The organism is Pseudomonas sp. B35(2017) (assembly GCF_002113645.1).
GTDB lineage: Bacteria > Pseudomonadota > Gammaproteobacteria > Pseudomonadales > Pseudomonadaceae > Aquipseudomonas > Aquipseudomonas ekonensis.
This window is the reverse complement of the sequence record NZ_NEIZ01000026.1, coordinates 15,905-35,476: the sequence shown is the minus strand read 5'-3', so window position 1 is coordinate 35,476 and position 19,572 is coordinate 15,905. Positions and strand designations below refer to the sequence as shown.

The window sequence follows — 19,572 nt, the reverse complement described above, 5'->3', positions numbered from 1 at the left end:
AGACTCAAACATTACCCAGTCGAGGGGGCCGCAGGGCGCCGCTTGCGCCCGATTCCATGACCACCGCCCGGTGGCGATCGCCTCGACGCCCGCACAGCCGCCGGAGCGTGATCCTGCAACAGGAGCACCTGTGATGGACGAGGCCAGACTCAACGAGTTCATGGGCAAACTGGTCAACGACATGGGCGGCGCGGCGATGCTGGCCAATGTCATCGTCGGCGAAGAGCTCGGCCTGTACCGGGCGATGGCCGACAGCCAGCCGATCAGCCCGGAAACCCTCGCCGAAAAGACCGCCTGCAACACCCGCCTGGTGCGCGAATGGCTCAGCGCCCACGCCGCCTCCGGCTACATGGAACACCTGGACGGAAAATTCCGACTTCCCGAAGAACAGGCCCTGGCCTTGGCCATCGAAGATTCGCCGGTGTATGTCGCCGGCGGCCTCGGGGTGGTCGCGTCGTTTTTCCACGACAAGGACAAACTGGTCAAAGCCATGCGCGGCAACGGCGCCCTGCCCTGGGGCGACCACCACCCGTGCATGTTCACCGGCACCGAGCGGTTCTTCCGCCCAGGCTACAAGGGGCACCTGATCGCCGAGTGGCTGCCGGCGCTGGACGGCGTGGTGGCCAAGCTTGAGGAAGGCGCCAAAGTCGCCGACGTCGGCTGCGGCCATGGCGCCTCCACGGTGATCATGGCCCAGGCCTACCCCAATTCGCGCTTCGTCGGTTTCGACTACCACGCGCCCTCGGTGACCGTCGCCACCCAACGCGCCGAAGAAGGCGGGGTCAGCAGCCGGGCACGGTTCTTCCAGGGCACGGCGAAAAGTTTTCCCGGCGACGACTACGACCTGATCTGCTACTTCGACTGCCTGCATGACATGGGCGACCCGGTCGGCGCGGCGCGTCACGCGTATGACTCGTTGAAGGACGACGGCACGGTCCTGCTGGTCGAACCGTTCGCCAACGATACGCTGGACGACAACATCAACCCGGTCGGCCGGTTGTTCTACGCCGCCTCGACGTTCATCTGCACCCCGAACTCGTTGTCCCAGGAAGTCGGCCTCGGGCTCGGCGCGCAGGCCGGCGAGCTGCGTTTGCGCAAGGTGTTCAGCGAGGCGGGCTTCAAGCAGTTTCGGCGGGCCACGCAGACGCCGTTCAACCTGATTCTGGAGGCACGCAAGTAACGCGGCGGGGTAAGGGAGCGTGCTCCCGACGGTGCGCAGGCCCCAAAACACAGAGGCCTGCTGCGCAATCCGGCGGGAGCAAGCCCCCTGGCCATGGCAGGTGCTAATCTGCATGCACCTTCTGCCTGCGGAGCTTCGGTCATGACCGACCGTTCCTGTCCCGACCGTTCCAACCCCGACGCCTTCACCCATTTGCTGGAAGCCATGGCTGGCGGCGACTTCGTGGTGCTCACCGGCGCCGGCATCAGCACCCCGTCCGGCATCCCCGACTACCGCGACAGCGACGGCGTGCGCCGTGGCCGCCAGCCGATGATGTATCAGGAGTTTCTCGCCGCCCCCGAATCCCGCCGCCGCTACTGGGCCCGGGCCATGCTCGGCTGGCCCCGGGTGCGCCAGGCCCGGCCGAACGTGGCCCACGAGGCGTTGGCCGACCTGCAGGAGCGCGGCCTCATCAACGGGGTCATCACCCAGAACGTCGACACCCTGCACGACCGCGCCGGCAGCCGCGACGTGATCGAACTGCACGGCAGCCTGCACCGGGTGCTCTGTCTGGACTGCGGCCGGCGCAGCGAACGGGACTCGGTCCAGCAGTGGATGGAAACGCAGAACCCTTACCTTGCCGGCGTCGATGCGGTGCAGGCGCCGGATGGCGACACCCTGCTCGACCCGGCCTTCGAGGCACGGTTCCAGATGCCCCGCTGCCCCCATTGCGACGGCGAACGGATGAAGCCGGACGTGGTGTTCTTCGGCGAGAACGTCGCCCAGCCCACGGCGGCGCAAGCCATGGCGGCGGTGGAACGGGCGGCCGGGATGCTGGTAATCGGATCGTCCCTGATGGCGTTTTCGGCCTTTCGCCTGTGCCGGGCGATCGCCGACCGGGGCAAGCCGCTGATCGCGATCAACCTGGGCAAGACCCGGGCGGATGAATGGCTGGACCTGAAGATCGAAGGTTCGTGCGAAGTGTTGTTGCCCCGCTTGGCGAAATGCCTGGCCCCATGACGGCTTTTGTGGGAGCCAGCCTGCTGGCGATGGCGTCCTTCAAGGCTCCGCAGGGCCCAGGCGCTGGCCGAGGTTTTCCTGGCGCAGGATATCGAACAGTGCCTGCGCCGCCGCCGACAGTTCGTTGCCCGGCTCGGTCAGCACACCGATGGCCCGCTCCACCACCGGTTCGCGCAAGGTCAGGCAGCACGCGCCCAGTTCCTGCATCTGCACCGCGCACAGGGCCGGAACGGCGCTGACGCCCAGGCCGCTGGCGACCATCCTTCCGACCGTCGCCAGTTGATGGCTTTCGAACTCCACCGGGAGTTTCATGCCCCGGGCCTGCAAGTGCTCCTCAAGCATCACCCGCACCGTGGACGGTCGCTGCAACGTGATGAACGGTTGCTCAAGCAAGGTCAGCCAGTCGATTTCCTGGCGCCCGGCCCACGGCGAATCCTGGGGCACCACCGCCACGAAGCGGTCGGTGTACAGCGGCGTGAAGCTCAACGACGTGCTCTGCATCGGCTCGAACGCCACCCCGAGTTCCACCTGACGGTCGCGCACCATCTCCAGCACCTGTTCGTTGACCACGTCGTTGACCGTGACATTGACGTTCGGGTAACGCGCGCGAAAATTCTTCAGGATCGGCGGCAGCAGGTTGCCGGCGAACGACGGCATCGCCGCCAGCGTCACCCGCCCCCGTTGCAGGCTGAAGCGTTGGCGCATTTCGTCTTCGGCGTTGTCCCAGTCGGCGATCAGGCGCCGGGCCAGCGGCAGCAGGGATTCGCCCTCCGGGGTCAACGCCACGTTGCGGGTGTTGCGGCTGAACAGGCGTCCGCCCAGCCCCTCTTCCAGCGCCTTGATGGTCAGGCTCAGCGCCGACTGCGACAGGTGCAGGCGCTCGCAGGCCACGGCGAAACTCAGGCTCTGGGCCACGGCGAGGAAGGCGCGGATCTGTTTGATGGTCATGGTCGCGTTGCTCCAGTTGTAAGCCGCAAGCGTTAAGCTGCAAGACGGGGACGGTGATTAATTGAGTTTTATCAATCAATCCACCCTAAAAATCAACTTAACAAATATATCGTCCGGCGAGACACTCCAACCATTCGGCTAGCCAGCCGCCTACCAACAATAAAAGAGGTGCCTATGGCAGGTTTCGACAAGCGCGTGTACTCCTACGAGGAGGCTCTGGCCGGCCTCAAGGACGGCATGACCGTGATTTCCGGCGGCTTCGGCCTGTGCGGCATCCCCGAAAACCTGATCGCCGAGATCAAGCGCAAGGGCACCCGCGACCTCACCGTCGTCTCCAACAACTGCGGCGTCGACGGCTTCGGCCTCGGTGTGCTGCTGGTGGACCGGCAGATCCGCAAGGTGGTGGCCTCCTACGTCGGCGAGAACAAACTGTTCGAGGAACAGCTGCTCAAAGGCGACATCGAAGTCGTCCTCACCCCGCAAGGCACCCTGGCCGAGAAAATGCGCGCCGGCGGCGCGGGCATCCCGGCCTTCTTCACCGCCACCGGCGTCGGCACCCCGGTGGCCGAAGGCAAGGAAGTGCGTGAGTTCCACGGCCGCAAATACCTGATGGAAGAGTCCATCACCGGCGACTTCGCCATCGTCAAAGGCTGGAAGGCCGACCACTTCGGCAACGTCATCTACCGCCACACCGCCCAGAACTTCAACCCGCTGGCCGCCACCGCCGGCAAGATCACCGTGGTCGAGGTCGAAGAGATCGTCGAACCCGGCGAGCTGGATCCGTCGCAGATCCACACCCCCGGCATCTACGTCGACCGGGTCATTTGCGGCACGTTCGAAAAACGCATCGAACAGCGCACCATCCGCAAATAACTCAGGCTGACGGAGAACAAGAACATGGCACTTACCCGCGAACAAATGGCTCAACGCGTCGCCCGCGAAATGCAGGACGGCTTCTACGTGAACCTCGGCATCGGCATCCCGACCCTGGTCGCCAACTACATCCCCGAAGGCATGGAAGTCATGCTGCAATCGGAAAACGGCCTGCTCGGGATGGGCCCTTTCCCGACTGAAGAGACCATTGATGCCGACATGATCAACGCCGGCAAACAGACCGTGACCGCGCGGATCGGCGCGTCGATCTTTTCCTCGGCCGAGTCCTTCGCGATGATTCGCGGCGGTCACGTCGACCTGACCGTGCTCGGCGCGTTCGAAGTGGACGTGCAAGGCAACATCGCCTCGTGGATGATCCCCGGCAAACTGGTCAAGGGCATGGGCGGCGCGATGGATCTGGTGGCCGGCGCCGACAACATCATCGTCATCATGACCCACGCCTCCAAGGACGGTGAGTCCAAGTTGCTGAGCCAGTGCAGCCTGCCGCTGACCGGCGCCGGGTGCATCAAGCGCGTCCTGACCGACCTCGCCTACCTTGAAATCGAAAATGGCGCTTTTGTCCTCAAGGAACGCGCACCTGGCGTCAGCGTCGAGGAAATCGTCGCCAAAACCGCTGGTAAACTGATCGTCCCGGATCACGTACCGGAAATGCAGTTCGCTGCCGAGTGAGGAATTCGAAAATGCAAGACGTCGTCATTGTTGCCGCCACGCGCACCGCGATCGGCAGTTTCCAGGGGTCGCTGGCCACCGTCTCCGCCGTGGATCTGGGCGCGGCGGTCATCCGCCAGCTGCTTGAGCAGACCGGTCTGGACGGTGCCCAGGTCGATGAAGTGATCATGGGCCAGGTGCTGACCGCCGGCGCCGGCCAGAACCCGGCGCGCCAGGCCGCGATCAAGGCCGGCCTGCCCCACGCCGTGCCGGCCATGACCCTGAACAAGGTCTGCGGCTCGGGCCTCAAGGCCCTGCACCTGGGCGCCCAGGCGATCCGCTGCGGCGACGCCGACGTGATCATCGCCGGCGGCCAGGAGAACATGAGCCTGGCCAACTACGTAATGCCCGGCGCCCGCACCGGCCTGCGCATGGGCCATGCCCAGATCGTCGACACCATGATCAGCGATGGCCTGTGGGACGCCTTCAACGACTACCATATGGGCATCACCGCCGAAAACCTGGTGGACAAGTACGGCATCAGCCGCGAGCAGCAGGACGCCTTCGCCGCCGCTTCGCAGCAGAAAGCCGCTGCAGCCATCGAGGCCGGCCGCTTCGTCGATGAGATCACCCCGATCCTGATCCCCCAGCGCAAAGGCGACCCGGTGGCGTTCAAGACCGATGAGCAACCGCGCGGCGACACCACCGCCGAATCCCTGGCCAAACTGCGCCCGGCCTTCAAGAAGGACGGCAGCGTCACCGCCGGCAACGCATCGTCGCTCAACGACGGCGCCGCCGCCGTGATCCTGATGAGCGCCGAAAAGGCCAAGGCCCTGGGCCTGCCGGTGCTGGCGAAAATCGCGGCCTACGCCAACGCGGGCGTCGACCCGGCGATCATGGGCATCGGCCCGGTCTCGGCCACCCGCCGCTGCCTCGACAAGGCCGGCTGGTCGCTGGATCAGTTGGACCTGATCGAAGCCAACGAAGCGTTCGCGGCCCAATCGCTGGCGGTGGCCAAGGACCTGCAATGGGATCTGGCCAAGGTCAACGTCAACGGCGGCGCCATCGCCCTCGGCCACCCGATCGGCGCATCGGGCTGCCGCGTGCTGGTGACCCTGCTGCACGAAATGCTCAAGCGCGATGCGAAGAAAGGTCTGGCGACCCTGTGCATCGGCGGCGGCCAAGGTGTGGCGCTGGCGCTGGAACGGGCGTAAGCCAAAAGCGTTCATCAGCGGTCGGCGGATCCACGACATCCGTCGCCCTCTGGCAACAAACCCGGCACGGCTTGCGTCGTGCCGGGTTCTTTTTTGCCTGGGCTCAGGGGAAACCGTTCAACATCGTCGGTGACTGACCCACCGCCATCGCCAGCAAGCTGGCTCCCACAGGTTTTTGCGATGATCTGCCATTTCTGCGTACACCGCCGGCCCCTGTAGGAGCTTGCCTGCAAGCGATGGCGGCATATCAGGCAATGAAGATGTCGGGTGTGCCGACCTCATCGCCAGCAGGCTGGCTCCCACAGGATTCTGCGTTGGGCTGCCATTTCTGCGAACGCCGCCGACCTTTGTGGGAGCTGGCTTGCCAGCGATGGCGGCATGTCAGGCAACGAGGATGTCGGCTGTGCTGGCCTCATCGCTAGCAAGCTACCTCCCACAGGATTCTGCGTTGGGCTGCCATTTCTGTGAACGCCGCTGACCTTTGTGGGAGCTGGCTTGCCAGCGATGGCGGCATGTCAGGCAATGAGGATGTCGGGTGTGCCGACCTCATCACCAGCAGGCTGGCTCCCACAGAATCTTGCGGTGGCCCGCCAATGCCGCGAACGCCGCCGGCCCCTGTGGGAGCTGGCTTGCCCGCGATGGGGATGGTGCAGCCCCTGCAACAGTGAAGGTCAAGCAACCAGCTGCAGGATCAGCCAACTGTTGGCCCCGCTGATCACCGCAAACAACCCCCACGCCAACACCCGGGTCGGCAACCGGTTCACGAACGGCCCCATCAGCTGTCGGTCGTTGGTCATGCGGATCAGCGGGTACAAGGCGAACGGCAGTTGCAGGCTCAGCACCACCTGGCTCAGCACCAAGAGCTTGCCCACCGCGCCGTCGCCCATCAGCCACACGCCGATGAACGCCGGGATCAGCGCCAGCCCCCGGGTGATCAGGCGCCGCTGCCAGCAGGGGATCCGCAGGTTCAGGAACCCTTCCATGATCACCTGGCCGGCGATGGTGCCGGTGAACGTCGAACTCTGCCCGGACGCCAGCAGCGCCACACCGAACAGCACGCTGGCCAGCGCCCCGCCCACCAGCGGATCCAGCAGGTGATAGGCGTCCTGGATGTCCGTGACGTCGGTGTGCCCGGACTGGTGAAACGCCGCCGCCGCGAGAATCAGGATCGCTGCGTTGACCAGCAGCGCCAGCGCCAACGAGCCGATGGTGTCGATGCGCGCCAGTTTCACCGCGTCCTGCTGGCTGGCCAGGTCCTTGCCGATCAGCCGCGTCTGCACGATGGATGTGTGCAGGTACAGGTTATGCGGCATCACCGTGGCGCCGAGGATGCCGATCGCCAGATACAGCGGCGCCGCCTCGCCGATGGCCGACAGCGACGGCTTGAAGCCTTGGGCGACGTCCGGCCAATACGGCTTGATCAGCAACAACTCCACGAAAAAGCACACGCCGATGGTGCCCACCAGCACCAGCATGATCGCCTCCAGCCGCCGGAAGCCCCGGTTCTGCAAGGCCAGCACCAGCAGCGTGTCGAACGCCGTGAGGGCGATGCCGACGCTCAGCGAGCACCCCAGCAGCAAATGAAATGCCAGCGCACAGCCCAACACTTCGGCCAGGTCGGTGGCGATGATCGAAATCTCCGCCAGCCCCCATTGCAGCCGTGCCGTGCTGGTGCTGTAGCGCTCACGGGACAATTGCGCCAGATCCCGCCCGGTGGCGATGCCCAGGCGCGAACACAGGCACTGGACGACCATCCCCGCCAGGCTCGTCAGCAGCACCACGAACAGCAGGCTGTAGCCGAACCGCGACCCCGCCTCGATGGCCGTCGCCCAGTTGCCCGGATCCATGTAGCCGATGGACACCAGCAGTCCGGGGCCGGCGAAGCGCAGCACACGCTTGAAGAATGAAGCACTCGGATCGACCGCGACGCTGCCGGCCACTTCCGGCGGGCAGAACGGCGCGGTGCCGACCTTGGGCAGACTGAATTTCACGCACACATCCAGAAACAAGTGGGAAAGGCTCGCAGCTTAGACGTTTCGCCCGCCGTGCCCAAGGGACGATGTGCCGAGTTTTCGGGGGGCGTATTTTTGTATACAAAAATTGTATTTTCCTGAAGCAATCCCCTCGCCGCGATGCTACCGTGGCCCCTCTCACCCGACGGAGCCCTTCGCGTGCTGATCCTCAAACTGTTGCTGATCCCCGGTTTCCTGCTGCTGATTTCCCTGGCCGGCAAGCGCTGGGGGCCAAGTGTGGCCGGTTGGCTGTCGGGGTTGCCGGTGGTGGTCGGGCCGATCCTGCTGTTCCTCGCCCTTGAGCAGGGCCTGGCGTTCGCCGCGCAATCGGCGGTGGCGGCGCTGTCGGCCATGCTTGCGATGATTGCGTTCTGCGTCACCTACGCTCAGGTCGCGCAACGGGCGAACTGGCCATGGGCGCTGGCGGTTTCCCTCAGCGTCTGGGCGCTGCTGGCGGTGGCGCTGTCGCTGATCCCGCCGTCGCTGCCGTTCTCGGTGGCGGCCGCTGCGACGGCGTTGCTGGCGGCGCCACGCCTGTTCCCCGACGTGCACCCGGTGGTGGGCGGCCCGGCGCCGAAATCGGATCGGTTGATCTGGCGGATGGTCGCCGGCGCGGCGCTGACGCTGGTGGTGACCCTGCTGGCCAGCACCGTGGGCGAACGCTGGAGCGGCCTGCTGGCGGTGTTTCCGGTGCTGGGCAGCGTGATGGCGGTGTTTTCCCAGCAGACCCGCGGCCCGGCGTTCACCGCCGCACTGCTGCGGGCGACGGCGACGGGGATGTATTCGTTTTCGGCGTTTTGCCTGGTGCTGGCGCTGGCCGTGCCCACGTTCGGGTTCGCCGGTTTCGCGGTGGCCGTCGCGGTATCGGTGGCCATGCTGGGCGTGACCAAGCAACTGCTCGCCAAGCCTGCCGCAACGAAAGCCCCCGCACAGCGGCCACCGGCCTGACCCGCCCTGACAAACCGCTCTGGAGCGACGCCCCGCTCCATGGGATGATCGCCGCCCACGTCCGACCACCCCATGGAGTTTCGAATGTCCCCGCTCTGCAAGAAAGCCGTCATCCTGTTGCTGGCGACGGCGGCCGGTCTCGGCGCCCTCAATGCCCAGGCCGCCAAGGCCAAGGACAAGGCTGCCGGCGAAAAGGTCGCGATGCTCGACGGCAAGCTCACCTTCACGCTGCCCAAGGGGTTCGTCGCCGACCCGCTGCCGCCGGGCCCGACCGGCGCCAAGGGCACGATGTACACCAACCAGGCTACCCGCACGGTGGTCATCGCCGCAGAGAACCAGATTCCCGAAGGCAACAACGTCAAGGACAACGACAGCGCGTTCCTCGACGCCACCGTGACGGACTTCATCGAAGGCCAGCGCAAGGCGTTGCCGGACTTCAACAAGCTCAGTGAGAAAAGCATCACTCGCAAGGGCAACGGCCTGGGCCTGCGCCAGGTGGACAGCACCGCCACCCAGGGCGGCGGCCAGACCCTCAACACCACGCTGATGGCCGGCTCCGGCACCCGGATGGCGCTGGTTCAGGTGATTTCCCGGGCCAGCGACAAGAGCGGCCACGAAACGCTGGTCAACGCGATCCTCAAGGAGAAGTGACCGTCAGGGATTGAGCCCCTGCAGCCAGGCGCTCAAATCCCGCAGTTCCGCCGCGCCGATGCTGTGGCCCACGCCGGGGTAGGCGTGGAACTGCGGCGCGTAGCCCAAGCGCTTCAGCAATGCATCGGCCTGGGTGCCGTCGCGATAGGGCACACGGTCGTCGGCGGTGCCGTGGCCGATGAAGACCTGCACCGGAGCCGGTGGCCCGGCGGCTTCGAGTTCGGCCTTGAGCACCGGCAACAAGCGCCCGCTCAATGCGGCGAATCCGCCCACCACTGCGGGCTGGCGCAAGCCCACTTCGTAACTCATCATCGCGCCCTGGCTGAAGCCGACCAGGTACACCTTGTTCGGCTCGGCGTGGTATTTCTGCGCCGCAGCCGTCACGAAGGCCCGCAGTTTCTGCCCGCTGGCCTTCAGGTCATCGGGCTCGCCGTTGTAGGCCCCTTCGCCCTTCTTGCGAAACCACTGGAAACGCCCTTCCCCCAGCGCCATCGGCGCCTGCACCGACAGGTAGTTGTACTGCGCCGGCAGCTGAAACTTCATGCCGATCAGATCCGCCTCGTTGCTGCCGTAGCCGTGCAGGAAAACCACCAGCGGACGCGGTTCGGCATCCGGGTGGACCTGGGCCAGGTAATTGAGCGGCAGATCGGTCTGCAGCGTGGTCTGGGCCTGGGCGGTGCCGCAGGCCAGGAGGGCAAACAGGGCTAGCGTCTTGAGCATGGGGCGTCCTTGGCGGTGGGCCGTATCAGGGGCAGAGCCTGGCATGATCCGCATTCTGTGTCGCAACCAAAACCGCTATCGCGAGCAGGCTCGCTCCCACAGGGGAACGCGGTCGACTGTGGGAGCGAGCCTGCTCGCGATGAGGCCCTTGAGTCAAACACACACTCAGTCGTTGATCAGCTTCCCGGCCCGGATCGGCTCGCGCCCGGCCACTTTCGCCTGCCAGATCCCCGGCTGGGTGTAGCGCCCGCGGTCGAGGGCGAACAATACGCCGCTGGTGCCGGCGCGCACGGTGGTGACCCGGTCGTTCAGCGGGTCGACCACTTCGAACAGGGCGTCTCCCTGCTCGACCCACTCCCCCGCGTCCCGCAGGAAGCTCACCACGCCATGGTGCGGCGCGAACAGGTATTGGGTGCCTTCGAACGGCATGCCTTCACAGCATTCCTGCGGCGCCGGTGGCCATTCGCCGCCGATGAAGCCTTGCTCTGCCAGGAAGCCCAGGATCGCCTCGCAGTTGGCCTGGGCCTGTTCGACCCGGGTGTCGCCCATGCTGCCCAGCTCCAGGGTGGTCGCCAGGTTGGCCGGCGGAATCGCCGCCTCGGGGAACGCCCGCGCCAGGCGCAGCCACGGCGACGAGCAGGATTCATCGAACGAGCTGCCGCCGGAGTCCTCGCACAGCAGCGCCACGCCGGCCTTCAGGCGGGCGGCCAGGGACTGCCACTGCGGCCAGTGCTGCGGCAACGCATACAGGTGAATGGCCGCTTCGAAGTCGCAATGCAGATCCAGGGTGATGTCGGCGTCACAGGCGTGGCGCAGCAGCAGACGGTGCAAGGCTTCCAGCTGCGAGGCCGGGGCCGGCAGGTCGTCGAGCACCTGGCCCATGGTCTGGCGGATCAGCGCGATGTTGGCGGCGGCGTCATCGCCCAGACGCTCGCCGACCAGGGCCGCCACCGGCGCGCTCAGTTCGACGAACGCACGGTTGAAGTTCTTGCCGCTGCCCAGTTCGAAGCGGCCCATGTGGGCGCTTTGCAGGTGCTGGTCCAGGCCGATGGGGTTGGCCACTGGCACCAGCTCGATCACACCTTGCAGGCGCCCTTCGCGCTCCAGCGCGCCCAGGCGCTGCTTGAGCTCCCAGGCCGTGCGCATGCCCGGCAATTCATCGGCGTGCAGGCTGGCCTGGATGTACACCTTGCGCGGGCCTGCGCCGAAGCGGAACACGCTGAGGGAACGTTCACTGCCCAGATGGCTCCAGGGCAACTGGTGATCGATGCGTTGCATGGGGAACTCCTGAATCTCGAAGCGGCGGTAAACGCCTGTGGGAGCGAGCCTGCCAGCGATGGCGGCCGGTCATGTCCGTGGGCAATCGCGGGCAGGCTCGCTCCCGCAAGGGTTTCTTGCAATCGCGAAAACGAAAAAAGTGGCCCCGCCGAGGCGCAGGCCACTCTTCTACAGCGCATTAATGGCCGTACACGTCAAAGTCGAAGTACTTGTCCTGCACTTGCTTGTACTTGCCGTTGGCGCGGATCTCGTTGATGGCGGTGTTGAATTTTTCCGCCAGCTCCGTGTCGCCCTTACGCACTGCGATGCCGGCGCCGCCGCCGAAGTACTTGGCGTCTTCATACGTCGGGCCGACGAACTCGAAGCCTTTGCCGGCGTCGGTCTTCAGGAAACCGTCGCTGAGGTTGACCGAGTCGGCCAGCATGGCGTCGATGCGGCCGGACACCATGTCCAGGTTGGCTTCCTGCTGTGAGCCGTAGCGCACCAGCTCGATGCCGGCCGGCACCAGCACTTCGGTGGCGTAGCGGTCGTGGGTGCTGGCGCGCAGCACGCCGACTTTCTTGCCCTTGAGCTCGGTCAGCGGATCCTTGACGCCGGAGCCCGACTTCATCACGAAGCGCGCCGGGGTGTGGTAGTACTTGATGGTGAAATCGACGTTTTTCTTGCGGTCGTCGGTGATGGTCATGGACGACAGGATCGCGTCGATCTTCTTCACTTTCAGCGCCGGGATCAGGCCGTCGAACTCCTGCTCGACCCAGGTGCATTTGACTTTCATCTGTTCGCACAGCGCGTCGCCGATGTCCACGTCGAAACCGGCCAGCTTGCCGTCGGGGGTTTTCATCGAGAACGGAGGGTAACCGGCTTCAATGCCGATGCGGATCGGCTTGGCCTCGTCGGCCACGGCGGTCAGGGACAGCATCGACAGTGCCAGGGCACCGAACATAACCAGCTTTTTCATTTATTTCTCCCGTGTGCGGAGGCTTTTATTGGCAGCTTTCGATTGTCAGGGTTCGGCCTTGCCGGTGATGGCAAAGAATCCGAAGTGGCCGGCAGTCTATGGCGGCTCGCACGGGGCAAATTGTGTTTAAGCGACAAATACTTACAGAAAATCGGCGAGTGCCTGGCAGGTGGGAAAGGTGTGCGCCATCACAGTGCAAGGACTGTAGGACAAACCCTCAATCTCACCAGGATCGAGGGCTATTGTGGTGAGGGAACCGGTTCCCTCACCACAACGGACGTTCGTCCTTCAGGCCGGGATCAGCATTCGCACCCGATCGCGGCGCTCGCCGGACGCTGCATCGCCACGCTCAATTGGAACCCCTCGTCCAGCCAACCGGTGACGCCTCCGATCATCTCCTTGACCGGATACCCCAGCGCCGCCAGCTTCACCGCCGCCTTGTTGGCGCCGTTGCAGTGCGGGCCGGCGCAGTAGACGACGAACAAGGTGTCCTTCGGGTAGCCGGCCAGGCTCTCGGCGGTCAGCAGACGTCCAGGGAGGTTGACCGCTCCGGGCACATGCCCGCGCTCAAAGGCCAGCGGCCCGCGCACATCCACCAGCACGAAGTCCGTTTCGCCGGCCTCCTGGCTGCTGAAGACGTCGGAGCAATCGGTTTCGAACGTCAGACGGTTGCTGAAATGCATCAAGGCGATGGCCGAGGAAGCGGCCGGGATTTGGCGAACCAGGCTGGTCATGGGGAAAGCTCCTGCGTCTGTGGGTGTGAACAGACTTTATCGGGGCGTCGCTTGCCGCTACAGTGGCGCACAAGACACTCATCGGGAATTTTCCGCCAAATGACTGATTCGCCCGGCCGGGTCGCCATCCTCGCCTACGATGGCCTCTGCACTTTCGAATTCGGCATCGCCGTCGAGATCTTCGGCCTGGCCCGGCCGGAGTTCGATTTCCCGTGGTACGAGCACTGCATCGCCGCCGTCGACCCGGGCCCGATGCGGGCCATGGGCGGCATCCGGGTGCTGGCCGACGGCGGCCTGGAACTGCTGGAGCAGGCGCGCACGGTGATCATCCCCGGCTGGCGCGACCGCAGCGCCCCGGTGCCTGAGGCCTTACTGACTGCGCTGCGCCAGGCCCACGCCCGCGGCGCGCGGCTGCTGTCGATCTGCTCCGGGGTGTTTGTGCTGGCGGCCAGCGGCCTGCTCGACGGGCATGGCGCCACCACCCACTGGCGCTACACGGCGGAACTGGCCGAGCGCTTTCCGGCCATCGAGGTCGACCCGGACGTGCTGTACGTCGACGCCGGACAGTTGATCACCTCGGCCGGCAGTGCGGCGGGCATCGACGCCTGCCTGCATCTGGTGGCCCGCGACTTCGGCACCCAGGTCGCCAACTCGGTGGCGCGGCGCCTGGTGATGTCGCCGCAGCGCACCGGCGGCCAGGCCCAGTTCATTCCCGCCCCGGTCAGCCCGACACCGCGCAGCGACCTGTCGCGGGTGATGCAATGGGCCCGCGAGCGGTTGCATGAACCTTTGGAAGTGCGCGACCTGGCCAGCGAGGCGGCGATGAGCGAGCGCACCTTCCTGCGGCGCTTTACCGAGGCCAGCGGCCAGTCGCCCAAGGCCTGGCTGCAGCACGAGCGGCTGGCCCGGGCGCGGGAACTGCTGGAGAGCAGCGGGCAGAACACCGAGCAGATCGCCCTGCGCTGCGGCTACCGCTCGGTGGAAAGCTTTCGCGTGGCGTTCCGCAGCGTGGTGGGCGTGCCGCCGTCGGTGTACCGCGAGCGGTTCGGGCGCGAGGTGCGGACACTGTCCTGAGGCCTTGATGCCGGCTGGGCCGGCCTCAAGGCTTGCGCAGCAGGTAGGTGTCCATGATCCACCCGTGCTCCGCCCGCGCCGCCTGGCGCACCCGCCCGATCTCATCGGCGACGTCCTGGAGCCGGCCGCTGATGAGGATCTCGTCCGGCGTCCCCAGATAGGCCCCCCAGAAAATCTCCGTCTGCGGATCCGCCACCTGACGGTACGCGTCCTGCGCATCCAGCATCACCACCACAGTGTCCGCATCGCTCACCTGCCCCGCCGCCAGGCGCCGTCCCGTGGTGATTTCGACCGAGCGGCCGATGCCGTTCAACGGCACCCTGTGCTGCGCCGCCAGCGCCTGGACACTGGTGATGCCGGGGATCACCTCGAACTCGAACACACATCGGCCCGACAGCACAATCGCCTGCAGGATGCGGATCGTGCTGTCGTACAGCGCCGGATCGCCCCACACCAGAAAACCGCCGCACTGGCCGTCAGCCAATTCTTCGTTGATCAGTCGTTCGAAAGACGCCTGCTTGGCACGGTTCAGATCCTCGACGCTGGCGGTGTAGTCCACATCCCCGCGTTCACGCTCAGGGCTGTGGGCTTCGACGAAACGGTACGCAGGATCGGTGATGTAGCGCTCACAGATTTCGCGGCGCAGGTCGATCAGCGAATCCTTGGCCTGGCCCTTGTCCATGAGAAAGAACACATCCACCCGGTTGAGCGCCTTCACGGCCTGCATCGTGATGTAGTCCGGATGGCCGGCGCCGATGCCGATGACCAGCAAACGTTTCATCAAAGGGCTCCTCCCAGGTCGATGCCGGGCAAGCGTAGCCGCCAGCGGCCGGCGAAACGCAGATCGACCAGGGCCAGCGGCTCGACATCGATGCACTGGGAGGCCTGGACCTGAACCACGTGGGCCAGCGCCGCACGGATCACAAACGGATGGGTGATCGCCACGGTGTGGCCGGGGCGGGATTGCAGGACGGCCAGCCAGGCCGCCACCCGCTCGCCCAACTGCGTCACCGATTCCCCGCCATGGGGCGCGGCCCCCGGATCCTCCAGCCAGGCGTGCAGCGCCTCGGGTTCGTTCTGCTGCAGCGCCTTGATCGATTGCCCCTGCCAGCGCCCCCAGTCGCAATCGCGCAACGCCTCATCGACTTGTGCTTCACGGCCAAACGCTTCGGCGGTCTGACGGGTGCGCAACTCGGGGCCGCAGACCAACCGGTACGGGGCGTCGAGCCGGGCGGCCAGCGCGGCGTCGGCCAGCGTCCTTTGCTCGATCGGCTCATCCGTAGGAAAACGCGCCAGTTTTTGTGCGACGGTTCGCGCGTGGCAAACCAGGGTCAGGCGGATGGCCAGCACGGTAAATCACTCGGTGAGGAAGAGAATGCGAGAACAGTTGAACGCCACGATGACGGCCATTGTGCCGTAAACAAAAGGTTCGCGGGGTGCGGGATGAAGAAGTCTACCGCCACGAAGCGACAATGTCTGACACGAGAATGGGCAATGGCCTACAAGCGAGAAAGAAACTCGCCTAGCCCTTACGGCCCGGGCATCTTGCCCCGTTTGGGTGCTTGCAGACATACGCTGAAAATTCACTAGACATGTAACGTGAGTTACATAAATACTGTTTTAACGGATTGTGAAACAAATTCTACACCCCCATCCAGCAGGAGCCCGGATGCCCCCTCTCAGAGACCTGATCACCGATCCCGGCCTCGACCTGACGCCCTCGGAGCGCAAAGTCGTGCGTGCGCTGCTGGATCAGTACCCGCGCAATGGCCTGGGGCCGATGGCACGCCTGGCCGAACACGCCGGCGTCAGCGACCCGACCATCGTGCGGTTGGTGAAAAAGCTCGGTTTCGGCGGCTACGCCGACTTCCAGGACGCGCTCCTCAGCGACATGGATCATCGCCTGCGCTCGCCGCGCACCCTGCTGCAGCCGCGTTCGCAGCACAAGAGCGACGACCCCTGGAGCCACTACCTGACCCACAGCCACGGGCTGCTGGTCGAGACCCAGGCCCTGACCCAACCCGAAGACGTGCGGATCCTGGCGGACTGGCTGCTCGATACGCGCCATCAGGTGCACTGCTTCGGCGGACGCTTCAGCAGCCTGATGGCCAACTACCTGCTCAATCACCTGCGCCTGCTGCGCCCCGGCTGCTTCGCGCTGGAAGACAACGCCCAACTGCCGGACCGGCTGTTCGACCTGCAACGCCAGGACGTGGTGCTGGTGTTCGACTACCGCCGCTACCAGACCCAGGCCCTGCGCGTGGCCAGCGCGGCCAAGCACAACAACGCCCGGGTGGTGCTGTTCACCGACATCTACGCCTCGCCGCTGCGGGAACTGGCCGACATGATCATCAGCGCCCCGGTCGAGTCCGCCTCGCCGTTCGACACCATGGTGCCGGCGCTGGCGCAGGTCGAAGCGCTGATCGCCAGCCTGACCCCGCGCTGCCCGAACCTGGCCGAACGCCTGGAGGGCATCGACGCCATGCGCAACGACTTCGACACCCACCTGCTGGAGGATAAATAAGGATGTTCAGCCTTCCCCACCGCTCGCCACGGGATCTGCCGTTCGTCACGGGCCACACCGCACTGCTGTTGGTGGACATGCAGCGGGCCTGGCTCGAACCGCAGTTCGACCCGCACCTCGAAGGCCCGGACGCCGCGTACTTCCTCAACCGTACCCGCGCGCAGGTGGTGCCCAACCAGCAGATGCTGCTCAACGCCTTTCGCCGGGCGCGGCAGAACGTGCTGCACACGATCATCGAAAGCCTGACCGCCGACGGCCGCGACCGATCGCTGGACCACAAACTGTCGGACATGCACCTGCCCAAGGGCAGCGCCCAGGCCCGGGTCATCGCTGAACTGACGCCTTCGGAAAACGAAATCGTGCTGCCCAAGACCTCGTCCGGGGTCTTCAACTCGACCAACATCGACTATGTGCTGCGCAACCTCGAGACCCGCCACCTGATCGTCGCCGGCATCGTCACCGACCAGTGCGTCGACATGGCCGTGCGCGACGCCGCCGACCGCGGCTACCTGGTGACCCTGGTGGAAGACGCCTGCGCCACCTACTCCGCCGAGCGGCACGAGGCCTGCCTGAACGCGATCAAGGGCTACTGCTGGATCACCGACACCCAGACCGTGCTGGGCCGCCTGCGGGAGATGCAGCCATGAGCGAACGCCTGTCGCCACTGCCGATGACCACCCTGGTCACCACCGACCTGACCGGCATCACCCGGGGACGCTCCTTCCCCACCGATGAGCTGGAACATTACCGCGCCGCCGGTTGCGGCTGGGTGCCGGCCAACAGCGCGCTGACCCCGCAGGACATCATCGCCAGCACCAACCCCTGGGGCGCCTACGGCGACCTGCGGCTGATTCCTGACCTGACCAGCCGCGTCACCGTCGGCAACGGCCCGGACGCGGCGGCCCCGGCGCTGGACTTCATCCACTGCGACATCCGCGAAACCGACGGCCAAGCATGGGGTGCTTGTCCGCGCACCCTGCTGCGCGATGAAGTCGAACGCTACCGCGACGGGCTCGGCCTGCAGATCAATGCCGCGTTCGAGCACGAATTCAACCTGCACGCAGGCTTTGCCGAACACCTGGCCTTCTCCCTCGAATCCCAGCGCCAGGGCGCCGAATTCGGCGGCTGGCTGCTCAGTGCGCTGCGCGCCGGGCAGGTCGAGCCGGAGATGTTCCTGCCCGAATACGGCAAGCACCAGTACGAGATCACCTGCCGCCCGGCCCTGGGCGTGGCGGCGGCGGACCGCGCAGTGAACGTGCGCGAGATCACCCGCGAGATCGCCCGGCAGATGGGGCTGGACGTCAGCTTCGCGCCCAAGACCGCCGCCGACGCCGTGTGCAACGGCGTGCACCTGCACCTCAGCCTGCTCGACCTCGAAGGCCGGCCGGTGCTCTACGACGCCGGCACCAGCAACGGCCTGTCGACCCTCGGCCAGCACTGGGCGGCAGGCGTGCTGCATTACCTACCGGCGCTGTGCGCGTTGACCGCGCCGACGCCGGTCTCCTACGAGCGCCTGCAGCCGCACCACTGGAGCGCGTCCTACGCCTGCCTCGGCCAGCGCAACCGCGAAGCGGCGCTGCGGATCTGCCCGACGGTGACGCTGGGCGACAAGCCTGTGGCCAAGCAATTCAACCTGGAGTTCCGCGCCATGGACGCCACCGCCTCGCCGCATCTGGCGATGGCCGCCCTGCTGATCGCCGGGCGCTTGGGCATCGAGCGCAAGTTGGCGCTGAACGCGGTCACCGACGAAATTCCCGATTCACTCAACGACGAACAACGCAAGGAGCGGGGCATCGTCGCCCTGCCCGGCTCGCTGGCCCAGGCACTGGATTGCCTGCGCAACAGTCAAGCGCTGGCGCTGGCCCTGCCGGCGCCGCTGCTCGATACGTATTTCGCCCTTAAGACCGAGGAACTGGCGCTGACGGAACAGCTCTCGCCCGCTGACCTGTGTGAGCACTATGCACGCCTGTACTGAACCTGCCGAGCTTGGGTTGTATACCCGACCGGTCTACAACCTGAGCCGCGAAGACTCGACGCACCCGCTGATCCTGGTGTGCGAGCACGCCAGCCGCTACATCCCCGAGGCCCTGAACGACCTGGGCCTGGATGAGGCCGCCGCCTGCGAGCACATCGCCTGGGACATCGGCGCGCTGGCGCTGGCCGAGCGGCTGTCGGAGCAATTGGGCGCGACGCTGCTGAGCGCCAACTATTCGCGGCTCTTGATCGACCTCAACCGGCCCCGGCACGCGCCGGACAGCATTCCGGCGCAGAGCGAGATCTATCAGGTGCCGGGCAACCGCGACCTGGATGAAACCACCCGCGAGTACCGCCGTCAGACGTTGTTCAAGCCCTTTCATTCGCGGTTGCAGCAATTGATCGACACCCGCCTGGCCGCCGGCCGTCCGGTGCGGGTGGTGGGAATCCACAGTTTCACCCCGGTGTACTACGGCCAGCCCCGCGAGCTGGAGGCGGGCGTGCTGTTCGGCCATGCCAAGGCCTACGCCCACCGTCTGCTCGATGGCCTGGGCCAGCACCCGCTGAAGGTGGCGGGCAACCAGCCCTACCGGGTCGACCCGCTGGGCGACATGACCGTGCCGGTGCACGGCGACGCCCGGGGCCTGGAGTCAGTGCTGATCGAGGTGCGCAACGACCTGCTGCGCAGCCCCGACGCGGTGGCGCGCTGGGCCGGTTATCTGGCCCCTCTGCTGTAGTCTTTTTGCTGTTGCCGTAAACGATGGACCGACATAACAACTAAAAATCGAACGATTGGCTGACAAGGAGTTGAGCTTC

At 65.8% G+C, this 19,572-nt stretch carries 20 protein-coding genes; 12 read left to right on the top strand and 8 right to left on the bottom strand.

Features of this window, described 5'->3' with window-relative positions; all coding sequences use genetic code 11:
• Window positions 1-133 precede the first annotated feature (133 nt).
• A complete protein-coding gene (locus CAG41_RS26830; RefSeq protein ID WP_085633885.1) occupies window positions 134-1,180 on the top strand; it encodes a class I SAM-dependent methyltransferase in 1,047 nt (348 codons plus the stop codon).
• A gap of 204 nt (window positions 1,181-1,384) precedes the next feature.
• Window positions 1,385-2,179, top strand: a complete 795-nt coding sequence (locus tag CAG41_RS26825) for an NAD-dependent protein deacetylase (RefSeq protein ID WP_139831409.1) — start codon at window positions 1,385-1,387, stop codon at window positions 2,177-2,179.
• A 39-nt stretch (window positions 2,180-2,218) separates the two neighbouring features.
• On the opposite strand, the gene CAG41_RS26820 is transcribed toward CAG41_RS26825, so the two are convergent.
• The gene (locus CAG41_RS26820) at window positions 2,219-3,127 is read right to left on the bottom strand and encodes a LysR family transcriptional regulator (RefSeq protein ID WP_085657153.1); all 909 of its coding nucleotides are present in this window, start codon (window positions 3,125-3,127) and stop codon (window positions 2,219-2,221) included.
• A gap of 174 nt (window positions 3,128-3,301) precedes the next feature.
• On the opposite strand from CAG41_RS26820, the gene CAG41_RS26815 reads away from it, so the two are divergent.
• The 3 genes from CAG41_RS26815 to CAG41_RS26805 are packed head-to-tail and all read left to right on the top strand — an operon-like array spanning window position 3,302 to window position 5,883.
• Window positions 3,302-4,000, top strand: a complete 699-nt coding sequence (locus CAG41_RS26815; protein ID WP_085586701.1) for a CoA transferase subunit A — start codon at window positions 3,302-3,304, stop codon at window positions 3,998-4,000.
• Between the two features lie 24 nt (window positions 4,001-4,024).
• A complete protein-coding gene (locus CAG41_RS26810; RefSeq protein WP_085707706.1) occupies window positions 4,025-4,690 on the top strand; it encodes a CoA transferase subunit B in 666 nt (221 codons plus the stop codon).
• Window positions 4,691-4,701: 11 nt separating this feature from the next.
• Complete coding sequence (locus tag CAG41_RS26805) at window positions 4,702-5,883, top strand: acetyl-CoA C-acetyltransferase (protein ID WP_085586699.1); 1,182 nt, start codon at window positions 4,702-4,704, stop codon at window positions 5,881-5,883.
• A gap of 671 nt (window positions 5,884-6,554) precedes the next feature.
• On the opposite strand, the gene CAG41_RS26800 is transcribed toward CAG41_RS26805, so the two are convergent.
• Window positions 6,555-7,874 (bottom strand): Nramp family divalent metal transporter, encoded by a 1,320-nt coding sequence (locus CAG41_RS26800; RefSeq protein ID WP_085641102.1) that lies wholly within the window; start codon window positions 7,872-7,874, stop codon window positions 6,555-6,557.
• A gap of 180 nt (window positions 7,875-8,054) precedes the next feature.
• Between CAG41_RS26800 and CAG41_RS26795 the strand changes: the two genes are divergently transcribed.
• On the top strand, window positions 8,055-8,843 hold the full coding sequence (locus CAG41_RS26795; protein ID WP_085657151.1) for a hypothetical protein: 789 nt from the start codon (window positions 8,055-8,057) through the stop codon (window positions 8,841-8,843).
• An 84-nt stretch (window positions 8,844-8,927) separates the two neighbouring features.
• A complete protein-coding gene (locus CAG41_RS26790; protein ID WP_085657150.1) occupies window positions 8,928-9,494 on the top strand; it encodes a hypothetical protein in 567 nt (188 codons plus the stop codon).
• Window positions 9,495-9,497: 3 nt separating this feature from the next.
• On the opposite strand, the gene CAG41_RS26785 is transcribed toward CAG41_RS26790, so the two are convergent.
• The 4 genes from CAG41_RS26785 to CAG41_RS26770 form a co-directional block, all read right to left on the bottom strand.
• Window positions 9,498-10,214: an alpha/beta hydrolase gene (locus CAG41_RS26785; protein WP_085586694.1), complete on the bottom strand. Its 717-nt coding sequence runs from the start codon at window positions 10,212-10,214 to the stop codon at window positions 9,498-9,500.
• A 165-nt stretch (window positions 10,215-10,379) separates the two neighbouring features.
• Window positions 10,380-11,492, bottom strand: coding sequence for a succinylglutamate desuccinylase/aspartoacylase family protein (locus tag CAG41_RS26780; RefSeq protein WP_085586693.1), 1,113 nt, complete (start codon window positions 11,490-11,492; stop codon window positions 10,380-10,382).
• A 178-nt stretch (window positions 11,493-11,670) separates the two neighbouring features.
• Window positions 11,671-12,450 carry an ABC transporter substrate-binding protein gene (locus CAG41_RS26775; protein WP_085586692.1) on the bottom strand — a complete coding sequence of 260 codons (780 nt, stop codon included), beginning with the start codon at window positions 12,448-12,450 and terminating at the stop codon, window positions 11,671-11,673.
• A 299-nt stretch (window positions 12,451-12,749) separates the two neighbouring features.
• Window positions 12,750-13,184 (bottom strand): rhodanese-like domain-containing protein, encoded by a 435-nt coding sequence (locus tag CAG41_RS26770; protein WP_085586691.1) that lies wholly within the window; start codon window positions 13,182-13,184, stop codon window positions 12,750-12,752.
• Window positions 13,185-13,283: 99 nt separating this feature from the next.
• On the opposite strand from CAG41_RS26770, the gene ftrA reads away from it, so the two are divergent.
• Window positions 13,284-14,258 (top strand): transcriptional regulator FtrA, encoded by a 975-nt coding sequence (ftrA, locus tag CAG41_RS26765; RefSeq protein ID WP_085586690.1) that lies wholly within the window; start codon window positions 13,284-13,286, stop codon window positions 14,256-14,258.
• Window positions 14,259-14,283: 25 nt separating this feature from the next.
• Here ftrA and cobF read toward each other — a convergent pair whose 3' ends face one another.
• Window positions 14,284-15,039: a precorrin-6A synthase (deacetylating) gene (gene cobF / locus CAG41_RS26760; RefSeq protein ID WP_085707705.1), complete on the bottom strand. Its 756-nt coding sequence runs from the start codon at window positions 15,037-15,039 to the stop codon at window positions 14,284-14,286.
• On the bottom strand, window positions 15,039-15,608 hold the full coding sequence (locus CAG41_RS26755) for a histidine phosphatase family protein (RefSeq protein ID WP_085586688.1): 570 nt from the start codon (window positions 15,606-15,608) through the stop codon (window positions 15,039-15,041). The genes cobF and CAG41_RS26755 overlap by 1 nt, the downstream gene beginning before the upstream one ends.
• Window positions 15,609-15,927: 319 nt before the next feature.
• Between CAG41_RS26755 and CAG41_RS26750 the strand changes: the two genes are divergently transcribed.
• From CAG41_RS26750 to CAG41_RS26735, 4 genes are read left to right on the top strand one after another with little or no spacing between them, the layout of a single operon-like run.
• On the top strand, window positions 15,928-16,782 hold the full coding sequence (locus CAG41_RS26750; protein WP_085586687.1) for a MurR/RpiR family transcriptional regulator: 855 nt from the start codon (window positions 15,928-15,930) through the stop codon (window positions 16,780-16,782).
• A gap of 2 nt (window positions 16,783-16,784) precedes the next feature.
• On the top strand, window positions 16,785-17,429 hold the full coding sequence (locus tag CAG41_RS26745) for an isochorismatase family cysteine hydrolase (protein WP_085633873.1): 645 nt from the start codon (window positions 16,785-16,787) through the stop codon (window positions 17,427-17,429).
• Complete coding sequence (locus CAG41_RS26740; protein WP_085586685.1) at window positions 17,426-18,757, top strand: glutamine synthetase family protein; 1,332 nt, start codon at window positions 17,426-17,428, stop codon at window positions 18,755-18,757. Before CAG41_RS26745 ends, CAG41_RS26740 begins: the two co-directional genes overlap by 4 nt.
• Window positions 18,741-19,493, top strand: a complete 753-nt coding sequence (locus tag CAG41_RS26735; RefSeq protein ID WP_085707704.1) for an N-formylglutamate amidohydrolase — start codon at window positions 18,741-18,743, stop codon at window positions 19,491-19,493. The genes CAG41_RS26740 and CAG41_RS26735 overlap by 17 nt, the downstream gene beginning before the upstream one ends.
• Window positions 19,494-19,572 lie beyond the last annotated feature (79 nt).

Bases quoted from the DNA above. Each gene is read 5' to 3' on its own strand.
- CAG41_RS26830 (WP_085633885.1), top strand. From the start codon at position 134: ATGGACGAGGCCAGACTCAACGAGTTCATGGGCAAACTGGTCAACGAC.
- CAG41_RS26825 (WP_139831409.1), top strand. From the start codon at position 1,385: ATGGCTGGCGGCGACTTCGTGGTGCTCACCGGCGCCGGCATCAGCACC.
- CAG41_RS26820 (WP_085657153.1), bottom strand. From the start codon at position 3,127: ATGACCATCAAACAGATCCGCGCCTTCCTCGCCGTGGCCCAGAGCCTG.
- CAG41_RS26815 (WP_085586701.1), top strand. From the start codon at position 3,302: ATGGCAGGTTTCGACAAGCGCGTGTACTCCTACGAGGAGGCTCTGGCC.
- CAG41_RS26810 (WP_085707706.1), top strand. From the start codon at position 4,025: ATGGCACTTACCCGCGAACAAATGGCTCAACGCGTCGCCCGCGAAATG.
- CAG41_RS26805 (WP_085586699.1), top strand. From the start codon at position 4,702: ATGCAAGACGTCGTCATTGTTGCCGCCACGCGCACCGCGATCGGCAGT.
- CAG41_RS26790 (WP_085657150.1), top strand. From the start codon at position 8,928: ATGTCCCCGCTCTGCAAGAAAGCCGTCATCCTGTTGCTGGCGACGGCG.
- CAG41_RS26785 (WP_085586694.1), bottom strand. From the start codon at position 10,214: ATGCTCAAGACGCTAGCCCTGTTTGCCCTCCTGGCCTGCGGCACCGCC.
- CAG41_RS26780 (WP_085586693.1), bottom strand. From the start codon at position 11,492: ATGCAACGCATCGATCACCAGTTGCCCTGGAGCCATCTGGGCAGTGAA.
- CAG41_RS26775 (WP_085586692.1), bottom strand. From the start codon at position 12,450: ATGAAAAAGCTGGTTATGTTCGGTGCCCTGGCACTGTCGATGCTGTCC.
- CAG41_RS26770 (WP_085586691.1), bottom strand. From the start codon at position 13,184: ATGACCAGCCTGGTTCGCCAAATCCCGGCCGCTTCCTCGGCCATCGCC.
- ftrA (WP_085586690.1), top strand. From the start codon at position 13,284: ATGACTGATTCGCCCGGCCGGGTCGCCATCCTCGCCTACGATGGCCTC.
- cobF (WP_085707705.1), bottom strand. From the start codon at position 15,039: ATGAAACGTTTGCTGGTCATCGGCATCGGCGCCGGCCATCCGGACTAC.
- CAG41_RS26750 (WP_085586687.1), top strand. From the start codon at position 15,928: ATGCCCCCTCTCAGAGACCTGATCACCGATCCCGGCCTCGACCTGACG.
- CAG41_RS26745 (WP_085633873.1), top strand. From the start codon at position 16,785: ATGTTCAGCCTTCCCCACCGCTCGCCACGGGATCTGCCGTTCGTCACG.
- CAG41_RS26740 (WP_085586685.1), top strand. From the start codon at position 17,426: ATGAGCGAACGCCTGTCGCCACTGCCGATGACCACCCTGGTCACCACC.
- CAG41_RS26735 (WP_085707704.1), top strand. From the start codon at position 18,741: ATGCACGCCTGTACTGAACCTGCCGAGCTTGGGTTGTATACCCGACCG.